We start from the raw sequence: 15,356 nt of genomic DNA, 5'->3' as shown, positions 1-15,356 counted from the left end.
GCCGGAAACAGCCGGCGCCGGCGGCGGCGGGGGCCGGTCGTCGCCCTGCTCTTCGTCCTCCCCGCGCTGCTCCTGCTCGGCGCGCTCGTCGTCTACCCCGTGCTGTTCTCCGTCGGCCGCAGCTTCTTCGACGCGTCCGGCACCCGGTTCGTGGGCGGCGACAACTACACGGAGATGTTCCGCGACCCGGCGACGCTGAAAGCCGTGCGCAACACGGCGATCTGGGTCGTCGTGGCGCCGACGCTGCTGACCGGGCTGGGGCTGATCCTGGCCGTCCTGGTGGAGAAGATCCGCTGGGCGACGGCGTTCAAGCTGCTGCTGTTCATGCCGATGGCGGTGTCCTTCCTGGCCGCCGGCATCATCTTCCGGCTCGCCTACGACGAGGACCCGGACAAGGGCGTGCTGAACGCCGCCGTGGTCTCCGTCCATGACGCCTTCGAGGGCATGTCGTCCTATCCGACCGCGCGGGCGCGCGACGGCCAGGGTCTGACCGAGGAGGCCGACGGGTCGTACCGGACGAGCGCGGGGGTCTCGCCGGGTGACACGGTGGCGCTCGGCCTGGTCGGCGTGTTGCCGGGTGACCTGCCCGGCGGCGCGGAGCCCGCGTACGGGGCGGCCGGGCAGCAGGCCGGGGCCGGTGAGCTGCGCGGGGTCGTTTACCTGGACTTCACGCCCGGCGGAGGAGGGGAGCAGGGCCGCGTCGACCGGCAGGAGAGCGGGCTGCCGGAGATGACGGTGGAGGCGGTGCGCGACGGCAGGACGGCCGGTACCGCGACCACCGCGTCCGACGGCTCCTTCCGCTTCGAGGGGCTGCAGGCGGGCTCGTACACCGTGCGGCTGCCGGCCTCGAACTTCGCGCCGCCCTACGAGGGCGTCTCCTGGCTCGGCCCGGCGCTCGTCACACCGGCGATCATCGGGGCGTACCTGTGGATCTGGACCGGCTTCGCGATGGTGCTGATCGGCGCGGGGCTGTCCGCGCTGCCCCGGGACGCGCTGGAGGCGGCGCGGATGGACGGCGCCAACGAGTGGCAGATCTTCCGGAAGATCACGGTTCCGCTGCTCGCGCCGGTGCTGACCGTCGTCTTCATCACGCTGGTGATCAACGTGATGAAGGTCTTCGACCTCGTCTACATCATCGCGCCCGGTCCGGTGCAGGAGGACGCGACCGTGCTGGCGACGCAGATGTGGCTGGTGTCCTTCGGCGGCGGCAACGACCAGGGGCTCGGCAGCGCGCTGGGCGTCCTGCTGCTGCTCCTGGTGATCCCCGCGATGGTCTTCAACGTCCGCCGTTTCCGAAGGAGTCAGCGATGAGAGGGGAGTCGGCGATGAACGCCGTGCGCCGGAGCCTGGGCAACAGCCTGGTCCAGGCCTTCCTCGTGGTGGTGGGCCTGATCTGGCTCACCCCGCTGGCCGGTCTGTTCCTGTCGTCGCTGCGGTCCGCCGAGGACACCGCGAAGGGCGGCTGGTGGACGGTGTTCACCAGCCCCGGCCAGCTGTCCTTCGACAACTACTCCGCGCTGCTGCAGAACTCGGGGATCACGCAGGCGTTCTGGAACACGGTGCTGATCTCGGTGCCGACGACGTTCCTGGTCGTCGTCGTCGCGGCCCTCGCCGGATACGCCTTCGCCTGGCTGGACTTCCCCGCCCGCGAGCCGCTGTTCCTGCTGGTGGTCGCCCTGCTGGTGGTGCCGGTCCAGATCGGCCTGCTGCCGGTGGCCAAACTCTTCGGCCAACTGGGCCTGTTCGGCACGATCCCGGGCGTGGTCCTCTTCCACGTGGCCTACGGCCTGCCGTTCGCGGTGTTCCTGCTGCGCAACTACTTCGCCGAGATACCGAAGGAGATGCTGGAGGCGGCCCGGATGGACGGCGGCAGCGAGTGGCGCATCTTCACCCGCCTGATCCTCCCGGTGGGCCGCCCGGCCATCGCCAGCCTCGCCATCTTCCAGTTCCTGTGGGTCTGGAACGACATGCTGGTCGCCCTCCTCTTCGCGGACAGCTCCTCCCAGCCCCTGACGGTGGAACTCCAGTCCCAGATCCGCCAGTTCGGCAGCAACATCGACGTCCTGGCCCCCGGCGCGTTCGTGTCCCTGGTCGTCCCGGTGGCGGTGTTCTTCGCCTTCCAGCGCCATTTTGTCCAAGGGGTGATGGCAGGGTCGGTCAAGTAGGACTCCGCCCGTCCGGGCCCGCCACCGTGGGGCGGGCCCGGCGTTGCCGTCTCCTGCCGTCAGGGAGACGCCGGTGGGTACAGCGATCTCGGGAGTTGGGAGGCCGCTGCCGAGTCCAGGAGCCACAGGGTGCGGGCACGGCCACGGGCTCCCGCTGCCGGGGCCTGGATCTCGCCGGCGCCCGAGAGGGCGATCGCCGCGGCGTTGGCCTTGTCCTCGCCGGCCGCCAGCAGCCATACCTCGCGGGCCGCCCGGATGGCCGGGAGGGTGAGGGTGACACGGGTCGGCGGGGGCTTGGGCGCGCCGTGGACGCCCACCACCATGCGGTCCGTCTCCCGTACCGCGGGGAGTTCCGGGAACAGGGACGCCACATGGGTGTCCGGGCCGACACCCAGCATCAGGACGTCGAACGTCGGGACCGGGGCGTGGTTCTCCGGGACCGCCGCCCCGGCCAGTTCCTCGGCGTAGGCGGCCGCCGCCGCTTCCACGTCCGAACCGTGCGGTCCGTCCGACGCGGGCATGGCGTGCACGCGCTCGGGGTCCAGCGGGACGGAGTCGAGGAGCGCCTCACGGGCCTGGGTGATGTTGCGCTCCGGGTCGCCCTCGGGCAGGAAGCGCTCGTCGCCCCACCACAGGTCCAGGCGGGACCAGTCGATGGCGTCCCGGGCGGGCGCGGCGGCCAGCGCGCCCAGCAGGCCGTTGCCGTTGCGGCCGCCGGTGAGGACGACGGACGCGGTGCCGCGCGAGGCCTGGGCGTCCACGATCTTCGTGATCAGCCGGGCCGCGGCGGCCTGCGCCATCAGTTCCTTGTCGCGGTGGACGACCAGTTGGGGTGTGCTCACTTCGCCGCCGCCTTCTTCACCGGTTCCGTCGCCGACGCGTCCTTCGCGGGCGCTTTCGCGGCAGTCTCGACGGGAGCCGGGAGAGCTTCCGCCCCGTCGCCGGGGGCTTCTCCTTTGGCCGGGAGTTCCTCGACGGGCACGTCGTCCTGGGCCGACGGCTCGGGTGCGGAGGCCCGCGCGGGAGCGTTCAGCCGTTCCACCCCGTACCGCAGCGCCGACGCGTACGTGTCGTCCGGGTCCAGCCGCCGCAACTCCTCCGCGATCAGCTCCGCCGTGTCCCGGCGCTTCAGCGCCACCGCACGGTCCGGCTGGCCCTGGATGGACAGCGTGGCCAGCGAACCGTCGGCGCGGTCGAGGGCGATCGGGCCGCAGTCGGTGTCCATGCGGACCGCCGTGAGGCCGGGGCCGGAGGACAGCGCGCGCCGGACGGGGACGTCCAGCCGGTCCGCGAGCCACATCGCCAGCAGCTCACAGCTCGGGTTGAACTCCTCGCCCTCCACCTCGACGGCCCTGACCTCGCAGACGACCTGGTCGAGGGCCGCCGCGAGCATCGAGCGCCAGGGGGTGATGCGGGTCCACGACAGGTCGGTGTCGCCGGGCGTGTAGGTGTCGGCGCGGGCCGACAGCTCCCGTACCGGCTGCTCGGCGGCGTAGGTGTCGGTGACCCGGCGCTGGGCCAGCGCGCCCAGCGCGTCGCCCGCCGGGTCGAGCGGTGCGTCGACCGGCCACCAGACGACCACGGGGGCGTCCGGCAGCAGCAGCGGAAGCACCACGGACTGCGCGTGCTCGGCCACCTCGCCGTGCAGCCGCAGGACGACCGTCTCGCCGGTGGCCGCCTCGGCGCCGACCCGCACCTCGGCGTCCAGGCGGGACTGCGTACGGTCCCGGGGGCTGCGCGAGACGCGCCGGATGACGACGAGCGTGCGCGAGGGGTGCTCGCGCGAGGCGTCGCCGGCCGCCTTCAGGGCGTCGTAGGCGTTCTCCTCGTCGGTGACGACGACCAGGGTGAGGACCATGCCGACGGCGGGCGTGCCGATGGCGCGGCGGCCCTGCACAAGCGCCTTGTTGATCTTGCTGGCCGTGGTGTCGGTGAGGTCTATCTTCATGGCCGGCGCCAGCTCCGTCCGTCTCGTTCGAGCATCTGGTCGGCCTCGACGGGCCCCCACGTGCCGGCCGGGTACTGCGCGGGCTTGCCGTGGCTGTCCCAGTACGACTCGATCGGGTCGAGGATCCGCCAGGACAGCTCGACCTCCTCGGTGCGCGGGAAGAGGTTCGAGTCGCCCAGCAGGACGTCCAGGATCAGCCGCTCGTACGCCTCCGGGCTGGACTCCGTGAAGGACTCGCCGTACGCGAAGTCCATGGAGACGTCCCGGATCTCCATCGAGGTGCCCGGCACCTTGGAGCCGAAGCGCACGGTGACGCCCTCGTCGGGCTGGACGCGGATGACGATCGCGTTCTGGCCCAGTTCCTCGGTGGCCGTCGTGTCGAAGGGAGAGTGCGGGGCGCGCTGGAGGACCACGGCGATCTCGGTGACACGGCGGCCCAGGCGCTTGCCGGTGCGCAGGTAGAACGGCACGCCCGCCCACCGCCGGTTGTCGATCTCCAGCTTGATGGCCGCGTACGTGTCGGTCTTCGACTTGGCGTCGATGCCGTCCTCTTCGAGGTAGCCGATGACCTTCGCGCCGCCCTGCCAGCCGGCCGCGTACTGCCCGCGCACTGTGGAGCGGCCCAGGTCCTTGGGCAGCTTCACGGCGCCGAGCACCTTGGTCTTCTCCGCGGCCAGCGCGTCCGCGTCGAAGGAGGCGGGCTCCTCCATCGCCGTCAGCGCGAGCAGCTGGAGCAGGTGGTTCTGGATGACGTCACGAGCGGCGCCGATCCCGTCGTAGTACCCCGCCCGGCCGCCGATGCCGATGTCCTCGGCCATGGTGATCTGCACATGGTCCACGAAGGACCGGTTCCAGATCGGCTCGAACATGGTGTTGGCGAAGCGCAGCGCCAGAATGTTCTGGACGGTCTCCTTGCCGAGGTAGTGGTCGATCCGGAAGACCTGCTCCGGGGCGAACACCTCGTGGACGACCTTGTTCAGCTCCTCGGCCGACCTCAGGTCGTGGCCGAACGGCTTCTCGATCACCGCGCGGCGCCAGGAGCCGCCCTTCTGGTCGGCCAGCCCGTGCTTCTTCAGCTGCTGGATGACCACCGGGAACGAGCGCGGCGGCACGGAGAGGTAGAAGGCGAAGTTGCCGCCCGTGCCCTGCGCCTTGTCCAGCTCGTCGATCGTGGCGCGCAGCCGCTCGAAGGCGTCGTCGTCGTCGAAGGTGCCCTGGACGAAGCGCATCCCCTGGATGAGCTGCTGCCAGACCTCCTCGCGGAACGGCGTACGGGCGTGTGCCTTGACCGCGTCGTGGACCACCTGCGCGAAGTCCTCATGGGCCCACTCGCGGCGGGCGAACCCGACCAGCGAGAAGCCCGGCGGCAGCAGACCCCGGTTCGCGAGGTCGTACACCGCGGGCATCAGCTTCTTTCGTGACAAATCACCCGTGACGCCGAAGATGACCAGGCCCGACGGCCCCGCGATACGCGGGAGCCGTCGGTCTGCGGGGTCACGGAGCGGGTTCGCTCCGGGAGAGGACAAGGTGTCAGCCCTCCGAGGGGGCGAGGCGCTTCAGCTCCGCCTCGGTCGACTTCAGCAGGTCGATCCAGGACGCCTCGAACTTCTCGACGCCCTCGTCCTCGAGGAGCTGGACCACGTCGTCGTACTTGATGCCGAGCTGCTCGACCGCGTCCAGGTCGGCGCGGGCCTGCTCGTAGGTCCCGGTGATGGTGTCGCCGGTGATCCGCCCGTGGTCCTCCGTCGCGACGAGGGTGGCCTCCGGCATGGTGTTCACGGTGTTCGGGGCGACCAGGTCGTCGACGTACATGGTGTCCTTGTACGCCTTGTCCTTCACGCCGGTCGACGCCCACAGCGGACGCTGCTTGTTGGCGCCGGCGTTCTCCAGCGGGCTCCAGCGGTCGGAGCTGAAGACCTCCTCGTACGCCTGGTAGGCGAGCCGTGCGTTGGCGACGGCGGCCTTGCCGCGCAGCGCCTTGGCCTCGTCGGTGCCGAGCGCGTCGATCCGCTTGTCGATCTCGGTGTCCACGCGGGACACGAAGAAGGACGCCACCGAGTGGATCTTGGAGAGGTCCAGGCCCCGCTCCTTCGCCTTCTCCAGACCGGTGAGGTAGGCGTCCATGACCTCGCGGTAGCGCTCCAGCGAGAAGATCAGCGTGACGTTGACGCTGATGCCGTTGCCGATCGTCTCGGCGATCGCCGGCAGACCCGCCTTGGTCGCCGGGATCTTGATCAGGGTGTTCGGGCGGTCCACCAGCCAGGCCAGCTGGCGGGCCTCGGCGACGGTGGCGCGGGTGTGGTGCGCGAGGCGCGGGTCGACCTCGATCGAGACCCGGCCGTCCTTGCCACCCGTGGCGTCGAAGACCGGGCGCAGGATGTCGGCGGCGTCGCGGACGTCCGCCGTCGTGATCATGCGGACGGCCTCCTCGACGGTGACCTTGCGGGCGGCGAGGTCGGTGAGCTGCTGCTCGTACCCGTCGCCGCTGCTGATGGCCTTCTGGAAGATCGTCGGGTTGGTGGTGACGCCCACGACGTGCTGCTGGTCGATCAGCTCGGCGAGGTTGCCGGACGTGATCCGCTTGCGCGACAGGTCGTCCAGCCAGATCGCGACGCCTTCATCGGAGAGGCGCTTCAGTGCGTCTGTCATGGAAATTGCATCTCCTACGTGTCGTATATGAGCGTCAGCGCTGGGTGGCGGCGATCGATTCCCGCGCCGCCGCGGCCACGTTCTCGCCGGTGAAGCCGAACTCGCGGAAAAGGACCTTGCCGTCGGCCGAAGCACCGAAGTGCTCCAGGGAAACGATGCGGCCGGCGTCCCCGACGTACTTGTGCCAGGTCAGTCCGATACCCGCCTCGACAGCGACGCGAGCCTTCACGGACGGGGGAAGCACGCTGTCCCGGTACCCCTGGTCCTGCTCCTCGAACCACTCCACGGACGGCATGGACACCACCCGGGTCGGCACCCCGTCGGCCTGGAGCTGCTCGCGCGCCTCGACGGCGACGTGCACCTCGGAACCGGTGGCGATGAGGATGACCTCGGGCTCGGTGTTCTGCCCCTCGGCCCCCTCGGCCTCGAACAGCACGTAACCGCCGCGCACCGCCTCCTCGTTGGGCTCGTACGTCGGCACGCCCTGGCGGGTCAGCGCGAGAGCGTGCGGGGCGCCCTTGCCGTACTCCTTGGTGTAGCGCCCGAGGATCTCGCGCCAGGCGATCGCGGTCTCGTTGGCGTCCGCCGGGCGGACCACGTTCAGACCGGGGATGGCGCGCAGCGACGCCAGGTGCTCGACGGGCTGGTGCGTCGGGCCGTCCTCACCGAGACCGATGGAGTCGTGCGTCCACACGAACGTCACCGGCAGGTGCATCAGCGCCGCGAGGCGTACCGCGTTGCGCATGTAGTCGGAGAAGACGAGGAAGGTGCCGCCGTAGACACGGGTGTGTCCGTGCAGCGTGATGCCGTTCAGCTCCGCGCCCATGGAGTGCTCGCGGATGCCGAAGTGGATCGTGCGGCCGTACGGGTCGGCCTCCGGCAGCGGGTTGTCCGCCGGGAGGAAGGACGACGTCTTGTCGATCGTCGTGTTGTTGGAGCCGGCCAGGTCGGCGGAGCCGCCCCACAGCTCGGGGATCACGGCGCCGAGCGCCTGGAGCACCTTGCCGGACGCGGCACGCGTCGCGACGCCCTTGCCCGCCTCGAAGACCGGGATCTTCTCCTCCCAGCCGGTGGGCAGCTCGCCCTTGGCGATGCGGTCGAACTCGGTGGCGCGCTCCTGGTTGTTGTCGCGCCACGCCTGGAACGACTTGTCCCACGCGGCCTTCGCCTGCCGGCCCCGCTCCAGCGCCTGGCGGGTGTGGTCGAGCACCTCGTCGGAGACCTCGAAGGTCTTCTCCGGGTCGAAGCCGAGGACGCGCTTGGTGGCGGCGACCTCGTCGTCGCCGAGCGCCGAGCCGTGCGCGGCCTCGGTGTTCTGGGCGTTCGGCGCGGGCCAGGCGATGATCGAGCGCATCGCGATGAAGGACGGCCGGTCGGTGACCTGCTTGGCCGCCTCGATCGCGTCGTACAGGGCGTGCGGGTCCAGGTCGCCGTCCGGCTTCGGGGCCACGCGCTGGACGTGCCAGCCGTAGGCCTCGTAGCGCTTGACGGTGTCCTCGGAGACGGCGGTCTCGGTGTCGCCCTCGATCGAGATGTGGTTGTCGTCCCACAGCAGGACGAGGTTGCCGAGCTTCTGGTGGCCGGCGAGGGAGGAGGCCTCGGCGGAGATGCCCTCCTGGAGGCAGCCGTCACCGGCGATGCAGTAGATGAAGTGGTCGAACGGAGATTCGCCCTCGGGCGCGTCCGGGTCGAACAGACCGCGCTCGTAGCGGGAGGCCATCGCCATGCCGACCGCGTTGGCGACACCCTGACCGAGCGGGCCGGTGGTGGTCTCGACGCCCACGGTGTGGCCGTACTCGGGGTGGCCGGGGGTCTTCGAACCCCAGGTCCTGAAGGCCTTCAGATCGTCCAGCTCCAGGCCGAAGCCGGCCAGGTACAGCTGGGTGTAGAGGGTCAGGGACGAGTGCCCGGCGGACAGGACGAAACGGTCCCGCCCGACCCAGTCGGCATCCGCCGGGTCGTGCCGCATCACCTTCTGGAAGAGGGTGTAGGCGGCCGGCGCCAGGCTCATCGCCGTACCGGGATGGCCGTTACCGACCTTCTGTACGGCATCGGCGGCCAGGACGCGGGCGGTGTCGACGGCCCGCTGGTCCAGCTCGGTCCACTCGAGGTCTGTGGTGGTCGGCTTGGTGCTCACCCTGGGTCAGGGCTCCTCTCCACATGTCGAAGGCCGGTGTCCTGGGCGCACACCGGCTGCCGGTGCACATCGCGCCCACCGGCCGCTGTCGAGCCTACCCCCGTAAGAACGTGCGTTTTTTCGAGTGATTCCAGACTGCCGGGAGTGTCGTCGATCCGCCTCCCGACCGGGTCATTCCGCATTCGGCAGATGAATACGCAGCCGCTCATCCGACTGCTCAATCGACGCTCTGCGCGCACCTTGGAGCGCACCCTCCAACACGACCCCACCCCCGCGAAGGTCGCGGTATGGGCAACGTCTACAGTGGCGTGGTACGCGCGAGCCTTTACCGGGACTTCACACGGTCGGGCTTGCTGGGATGTCTCTGTCAGGGGTGTGCGTGACGGCCGTTGAATCCCGTCCTGCGGGGGTAATCGGGACGAGCCAGAGCCCGACTCACCGGCCGTTCGGGGCCCGTGTCAAGGCGTTCGTGGCGCTGACCAAGCCGCGGATCATCGAGCTGCTGCTGATCACCACGGTGCCGGTGATGTTCCTGGCCGAGCAGGGCGTCCCCGACCTCGGTCTCGTGCTCGTCACCTGCCTCGCCGGGTACCTCTCCGCGGGTGGCGCCAACGCGCTCAACATGTACATCGACCGTGACATCGACGCGCTCATGGACCGCACCTCGCAGCGTCCGCTGGTCACCGGCATGGTCAGCCCGCGCGAATGCCTGGCCTTCGGCATCGCCCTGGCGATCGCCTCCACCCTGTTGTTCGGCCTCGCCGTCAACTGGCTGTCCGCCTGGCTCGCCCTCGGCGCACTGCTCTTCTACGTCATCGTCTACACGATGCTCCTCAAGCGCCGTACCTCGCAGAACATCGTGTGGGGCGGCATCGCGGGCTGCATGCCGGTGCTGATCGGCTGGTCCGCCGTGACGAACTCCCTCTCCTGGGCGCCGTTCATCCTGTTCCTGGTCATCTTCTTCTGGACGCCGCCGCACTACTGGCCGCTGTCGATGAAGGTGAAGGACGACTACGCGCGTGTCGGCGTGCCGATGCTGCCGGTCATCGCGTCCAACAAGGTCGTCGCCAAGCAGATCGTGCTCTACAGCTGGGTCATGGTCGCCGTCTCCCTGCTGCTGACCCCGCTCGGCTACACCGGCTGGTTCTACACACTGGTCGCGCTGACGGCCGGCGGCTGGTGGCTGTGGGAGGCGCACGCCCTGCAGAACCGGGCGAAGGCCGAGGTGACGGGCGGGAAGCTCAAGGAGATGCGGCTGTTCCACTGGTCGATCACCTACGTGTCGCTGCTGTTCGTGGCAGTGGCGGTGGATCCCTTCCTCCGCTAGTCGTGGGCAAGACCACGCACCCCGCCCGTCGCCGTTCGGTCTACCCGTCGGTAGCATCCTGGTCATGGGAGACACGCAGCAGGTGGACGAGCGCCGGGTGAGCCGGCTGGCCAAGCAGATCAGTGCCTTCGCCAAGGCCCACGGAGGCGCCGAGGCCCAGGTCGCGTACCTCGGTGAGCGCGGGGCCCGGATCGTGCTGGTCGGTGAGGACGGCGGCTGGGGCGACCTGGTGGCACCGTCCTACGAGACCGCCGAGAAGGCGGTGCAGCAGTCCGGTCTGACCGTGCACGAGGCCTTCGACGGCGAGTTCGCGGCGAAGGTGAAGACCGGCCCGTACGAGTGGAAGCGGATGGCCGGCATCCAGATCGGCGGCTGAGCAGCCCCCTTTCCGGGCTTCCGCCCGGCATTCCCCGGCTTTTCCCGGACGTTTTTCCGAGGTGCGGGGAACGCAACACCTGACACCCGGTTCACCCGTTAGGACTCGTAGGAGTACGTGGTCCAGTCCCGGGAGTCCGGATGATCGAAACGCCGTCCCTCGTGGACCAGTACTGCCACGGCGTCCTGAGAACGGAGCTGGGCCTCGGGACCTTCGAGGCCCAGCTGGCCCGCACCGAGGGCCCGCCCGCCCCCGGCACCACCCTCTTCGACACCCAGACCGGCTTCGCGGTACGCCGCTGGTGCCCCCCGCTGCTCGGCCTGGAACCGCACTGCCCGCCCGCCCGCTATCTCGCCCGGCGGCGCGAACTCGGTGTGCTGGAGGCGGCCCGGCGGCTGCTGCGCGGCAGCGGCATCACGACGTATCTCGTCGACACCGGGCTGCCCGGCGACCTCACCGGCCCCACCGAGATGGCCTCGACCGCCACCGCCGAGGCGCGTGAGGTCGTCCGCCTCGAGCTGCTGGCCGAGCAGGTCGCCGACACCTCCGGCACCGTCGAGTCGTTCCTGGCGAACCTCGCCGAGTCGGTGCACGGGGCCGCCGTGCACGCCGTCGCCTTCACCTCCGTCGCGGGTGTCCGGCACGGTCTCGCGCTCGCGCCCGAGCCGCCGGGGCCGGGCGAGGTGCGCGGCGCCGCGGGCCGCTGGCTGGCCGCCCGCCGGGTCGGCGGCGAGCTGAGCGACCCGGTGCTGCTGCGGCATCTGCTGTGGATCGCGGTCGCCTCAGGACTTCCCCTCCAACTGCACGCCGGGCTCGGCGAGCCGGGTCTGCGCATCGACCGCACGGACCCGGTGCTCCTGACGGACTTCGTCCGTGCAACCGCCGGCCTGGGCACCGACCTGGTCCTGCTGCACGGCTACCCGTACCACCGGCACGCCGCCCACCTCGCCGGCGTCTTCCCGCACGTCTACGCCGACTCCGGCGCCGCCCTGGTCCGCACCGGCGCCCGCGCGGCCACCGTGCTCGCCGAGATCCTGGAACTGGCCCCCTTCGGCAAGATCCTCTTCTCCAGCGGCGCACAGGGCCTGCCCGAACTGCACGTGGTGGGCGCCCGGCTGTTCCGTGAGGCGCTGGCCCGCGTCCTGGGCGCCTGGGTCACCGAGGGCGCCTGGTCCCTGACGGACGCTCAGCGCGTCGCAAGTCTGATCGCGGCGGGCAACGCGCGCAGGGTGTACGGCCTGGACTGAGGTGTGGAGACTGGGCGGATGCCGACCCAGGACCTGCTCGACCGCTTCCTCGCCGCACTCGGACCGCTCGGGCCGCTCGCCTTGTGGGCGCACGGTTCGCTGGCCGGGGGCGACTACCAGGAGGGACGCAGCGACCTCGACCTGATCGCGGTGCTGCCGGAGCCCGCCACGCCGGCCCTCGCGTGGCGGGTCGCGACGCTGCACAGCCGGCTGCGTGCCGAGCCCCTCGCGGCCGGGCTGCACTGCAGCTATCTGACGCCGGGTGCCTCCGAGGACTCCCGGCGGCCCCATCTCACGTGGGCGCACCGGCGGTTGATGCGGCGCCCGGTCACCCCCGTCACCCGCCGTGAGCTGCACGCCTTCGGCCGCGTGCTGCACGGACTGCCGCCGGCGGACCTGCTCGCACCCGTGCCGGACCTGGAACTCGACGACTTCGTCGTACGCGACCAGCGGGAGTTCTGGCGGCCCGCCGTGCACCGGGCGCGGCTGTGGACGCGGGACGCCTGGGTGGACGTGGGGCTGACGACCTTCGCCCGGGCGACCGTCACCCTGCGCGACGGGCGGCTGATCTCCAAGCGGGAGGCGCTGGAGGTGCTGCCCGGTCTCGGGGCGCCCGTGGCGGTGGTCGAGGACGTCCGGGAGCGCCGGTACGGGGATCCCGCGCCGCCCGCCCCCGGGTGGACGGCGCGGCGGGGCGAGCTGACGCGGAGCTACCTGGGGCCGGCCATCGACGCGCTGGTGGCGGCGTACTCCTGAGGCGCCGACGGGTCGGCCGGAAGGTCCGCCGGGCGTTCGCGCAGGGCCAGGGCCACGCGCAGCACCGCGATCCAGACCAGGCAGGAGCCGAGCATGTGCAGGCCGACCAGGAGCTCGGGCAGGTCGGTGAAGTACTGGACGTAGCCGATGACGCCCTGGGCGAGCAGGACCAGGAACAGGTCGCGGGTGCGGTTCAGCGGGTCGCGCGGGGCGCCGACCGCCTTGAGGACGAACCACAGTGCGAAGGTCAGTGTCACCACGATCCACGCCAGCACGGCGTGCATCTTGCTGACGGTCTCCCAGTCCACCGGCATGCGCGGCACGTCGCTGGAGTCACCCGCGTGCGGGCCCGCGCCGGTGACCACCGTGCCGACCGCGATCAGCAGGACGCTCGCGACGATCAGGCACCACACCAGCTGCCGCACGGCCGTGCCGACCAGCGGGCGCGGCGCCCCGTCGCCCTCCCGGCTGCGCTGCCACATCACCGCGGCGACCGTGATGAGCGCCGTGGTGGCGAGGAAGTGGGCAGCGACCGTGTACGGGTTGAGGCCGACCAGCACGACGATGCCACCGAGCACGGCGTTGCTCATGACGACCCAGAACTGAGCCCAGCCCAGCCGGGTCAGGCCGCGCCGCCACGGCTTCTGCGCGCGGGCCGCGATGATCGCCCAGCCGACGGCCGCGCACAGCACGTACGTCAGCATGCGGTTGCCGAACTCGATGACGCCGTGCAGACCCATCTCGCGGGTCGTGGTCAGGGAGTCGGTCGTGCACTTGGGCCAGGTCGGGCAGCCGAGGCCCGAGCCGGTCAGCCGGACCGCGCCGCCGGTGACCACGATGAGCACCGCCATCACGAGGGCGGCGAGCGCGGCCCGCCGAACCGTCCGGAGGGTCGGGGTCCAGCGCGCGGCGATGAAGGCGAGCGGGTTGCGCACGGCGGCTGCGGCGTCGGAGGGGGTCACGTTTGGCACGCCGACCATCGTAGGCCCGGGCTTGTGCACGCTTTCACTAGGGTCCCCGCAGGCCCGCGCCCCGGGCTACTCCCAGCGGAAGAAGCGGCCCGCCGCCGCCAGCCCCACGACCGACCATCCGGCGAGGATCCCCAGGTCGCCCCACGGCATCCCCGCGCCGTGCCGGAGCACGTCCCGCAGGCCGTCCGAGAGCGCCGCGATGGGCAGCAGACCGAGCACGCTCTGCGCGGCGTCCGGGAACCTGTCGAGCGGGACGACGACGCCGCCGCCGACGAGCAGCAGCAGGAACACCAGGTTCGCCGCGGCCAGCGTCGCCTCCGCCTTGAGCGTGCCCGCCATCAGCAGACCGAGGCCGGAGAAGGCCGCCGTACCGAGGACCAGCAGGAGCAGGACGGCGAACGGATCGCCCTGCGGCGACCAGCCCAGCGCGAGGGCGATCACCGTCACGAGGAGCACCTGGAACACCTCGACGACCAGCACGGACGCGGACTTCGCGGTCATCAGGCCCCAGCGGGGGAGCGGGGTGGACGCCAGCCGCTTCAGCACGCCGTACCGGCGTTCGAAACCCGTCGCGATGGCCTGGCCCGTGAAGGCCGTGGACATCACGGCGAGCGCGAGGACGCCGGGGGCGAGGAAGTCCACGGCCCTGCCCTCGCCGGTGTCGACGATGTCGACGGTGCTGAAGAGCGCGAGCAGCAGCGTCGGGATGATCACCGTCAGCAGCAGCTGCTCGCCGTTGCGCAGCAGCATCCTGGTCTCCAGCGCCGCCTGCGCCGCGATCATGCGCAGGAGCGGGGCGGCACCGGGCCTGGGGGCGTACGTGCCGTTCTCGGCCGCGGCGGTCATGATCGCAACTCCTTGCCCGTGAGCTCCAGAAAGACGTCTTCGAGGGTGTGCCGTTCCACCGAGATGCGGTCCGGCATCACCCCGTGCTGGGCGCACCACGATGTCACCGTCGCCAGCAACTGCGGGTCCACCTTGCCGACGACCCGGTACGCGCCCGGCGTCAGCTCGGCGGCCGCGCAGTCCGTGGGAAGCGCCTTGAGCAGGGAGTTGACGTCGAGACCGGGGCGGCCGGTGAAGCGCAGGGTGTTCTCGGCGCCGCCGCGGCACAGCTCCTCCGGGGAGCCCTGGGCGATGACCCGGCCGGCGTCGATGATCGCGACGTCGTCGGCGAGCTGCTCGGCCTCGTCCATGTAGTGGGTCGTGAGGATCACGGAGACACCGTCGGCGCGCAGGTCCCGTACGAGGCCCCAGGTGGCCCGGCGTGCCTGCGGGTCGAGGCCGGCGGTCGGCTCGTCCAGGAACACCAGCTCCGGACGGCCCACCACGGCCATGGCCAGCGCCAGCCGCTGCTGCTGGCCGCCGGAGAGGCGGCGGTAGCTCGTACGGCCGCAGCTGCCGAGGCCGAGGCGCTCGATCAGGGTGTCCACGTCCAGCGGGTGCGCGTGCAGCCGGGCCACATGACGGAGCATCTCGTCGGCGCGGGCGCCGGAGTAGACGCCGCCGGACTGGAGCATCACCCCGATCCGCGGCCGCAGCTCGCGGGACTGCCGCACCGGGTCGAGGCCCAGGACGCGCACCGTGCCGGAGTCCGGCCTGCGGTACCCCTCGCAGATCTCGACCGTGGTCGTCTTGCCCGCCCCGTTGGGCCCGAGCACGGCGGTCACGCCCGCCCGGGCCTGCAGGTCGAGGCCGTTCACCGCGGTCCTGTCGCCGTACCGCTTCACCAGGGCCTGCACCTGGACCACGGGCTCACTTCGCATGGGTCCAGAGTCTA

14 protein-coding genes are annotated in these 15,356 nt (G+C 71.2%); 6 read left to right on the top strand and 8 right to left on the bottom strand.

All coding sequences use genetic code 11. From position 1 onward, the window contains the following. Both ACFV6X_RS27980 and ACFV6X_RS27975 read left to right on the top strand, forming a co-directional pair. The coding region (locus ACFV6X_RS27980) for an ABC transporter permease subunit (RefSeq protein WP_385387861.1) at nucleotides 1-1,311 on the top strand (1,311 nt) is incomplete at its 5' end. Nucleotides 1,312-1,325: 14 nt separating this feature from the next. Next, nucleotides 1,326-2,165, top strand: coding sequence for a carbohydrate ABC transporter permease (locus ACFV6X_RS27975; RefSeq protein WP_385387871.1), 840 nt, complete (start codon nucleotides 1,326-1,328; stop codon nucleotides 2,163-2,165). A gap of 59 nt (nucleotides 2,166-2,224) precedes the next feature. On the opposite strand, the gene pgl is transcribed toward ACFV6X_RS27975, so the two are convergent. The 5 genes from pgl to tkt are packed head-to-tail and all read right to left on the bottom strand — an operon-like array spanning nucleotide 2,225 to nucleotide 8,899. Next, nucleotides 2,225-3,007, bottom strand: coding sequence for a 6-phosphogluconolactonase (gene pgl / locus ACFV6X_RS27970; protein WP_385387859.1), 783 nt, complete (start codon nucleotides 3,005-3,007; stop codon nucleotides 2,225-2,227). Further along, the gene (opcA, locus tag ACFV6X_RS27965) at nucleotides 3,004-4,113 is read right to left on the bottom strand and encodes a glucose-6-phosphate dehydrogenase assembly protein OpcA (protein WP_385387857.1); all 1,110 of its coding nucleotides are present in this window, start codon (nucleotides 4,111-4,113) and stop codon (nucleotides 3,004-3,006) included. Before opcA ends, pgl begins: the two co-directional genes overlap by 4 nt. Then, nucleotides 4,110-5,639 carry a glucose-6-phosphate dehydrogenase gene (gene zwf / locus ACFV6X_RS27960; RefSeq protein ID WP_385387855.1) on the bottom strand — a complete coding sequence of 510 codons (1,530 nt, stop codon included), beginning with the start codon at nucleotides 5,637-5,639 and terminating at the stop codon, nucleotides 4,110-4,112. The genes opcA and zwf overlap by 4 nt, the downstream gene beginning before the upstream one ends. Before the next feature lie 4 nt (nucleotides 5,640-5,643). After that, entirely contained in the window at nucleotides 5,644-6,762 is a 1,119-nt protein-coding gene (gene tal / locus ACFV6X_RS27955; RefSeq protein ID WP_385387854.1) for a transaldolase, read from the bottom strand. Between the two features lie 34 nt (nucleotides 6,763-6,796). Beyond that, a complete protein-coding gene (gene tkt / locus ACFV6X_RS27950) occupies nucleotides 6,797-8,899 on the bottom strand; it encodes a transketolase (RefSeq protein ID WP_385387852.1) in 2,103 nt (700 codons plus the stop codon). A 373-nt stretch (nucleotides 8,900-9,272) separates the two neighbouring features. Here tkt and ACFV6X_RS27945 point away from each other — a divergent pair, with 373 nt between their 5' ends. From ACFV6X_RS27945 to ACFV6X_RS27930, 4 genes are all read left to right on the top strand, one after another. Next, the gene (locus tag ACFV6X_RS27945; RefSeq protein ID WP_385387869.1) at nucleotides 9,273-10,226 is read left to right on the top strand and encodes a heme o synthase; all 954 of its coding nucleotides are present in this window, start codon (nucleotides 9,273-9,275) and stop codon (nucleotides 10,224-10,226) included. Between the two features lie 64 nt (nucleotides 10,227-10,290). Further along, entirely contained in the window at nucleotides 10,291-10,602 is a 312-nt protein-coding gene (locus ACFV6X_RS27940; RefSeq protein WP_385387850.1) for a hypothetical protein, read from the top strand. 140 nt (nucleotides 10,603-10,742) lie between these two features. Then, on the top strand, nucleotides 10,743-11,849 hold the full coding sequence (locus ACFV6X_RS27935; RefSeq protein ID WP_385387848.1) for an amidohydrolase family protein: 1,107 nt from the start codon (nucleotides 10,743-10,745) through the stop codon (nucleotides 11,847-11,849). An 18-nt stretch (nucleotides 11,850-11,867) separates the two neighbouring features. Then, nucleotides 11,868-12,605, top strand: coding sequence for a nucleotidyltransferase (locus ACFV6X_RS27930; RefSeq protein ID WP_385387846.1), 738 nt, complete (start codon nucleotides 11,868-11,870; stop codon nucleotides 12,603-12,605). On the opposite strand, the gene ACFV6X_RS27925 is transcribed toward ACFV6X_RS27930, so the two are convergent. From ACFV6X_RS27925 to ACFV6X_RS27915, 3 genes are read right to left on the bottom strand one after another with little or no spacing between them, the layout of a single operon-like run. Continuing rightward, the gene (locus ACFV6X_RS27925; RefSeq protein ID WP_385387845.1) at nucleotides 12,560-13,585 is read right to left on the bottom strand and encodes a heme A synthase; all 1,026 of its coding nucleotides are present in this window, start codon (nucleotides 13,583-13,585) and stop codon (nucleotides 12,560-12,562) included. The two genes, ACFV6X_RS27930 and ACFV6X_RS27925, sit on opposite strands and share 46 nt — an antisense overlap. Before the next feature lie 57 nt (nucleotides 13,586-13,642). Then, entirely contained in the window at nucleotides 13,643-14,422 is a 780-nt protein-coding gene (locus ACFV6X_RS27920; RefSeq protein WP_385387843.1) for an ABC transporter permease, read from the bottom strand. Continuing rightward, on the bottom strand, nucleotides 14,419-15,342 hold the full coding sequence (locus ACFV6X_RS27915) for an ABC transporter ATP-binding protein (protein WP_385387841.1): 924 nt from the start codon (nucleotides 15,340-15,342) through the stop codon (nucleotides 14,419-14,421). The genes ACFV6X_RS27920 and ACFV6X_RS27915 overlap by 4 nt, the downstream gene beginning before the upstream one ends. Nucleotides 15,343-15,356 lie beyond the last annotated feature (14 nt).

Origin of the sequence: Streptomyces sp. NPDC059861 (assembly GCF_042731435.1) — a bacterium.
Lineage (GTDB): Bacteria > Actinomycetota > Actinomycetes > Streptomycetales > Streptomycetaceae > Streptomyces.
Note: the sequence above shows the minus strand (reverse complement) of the source record. Positions and strands in the feature narration are given on the sequence as shown.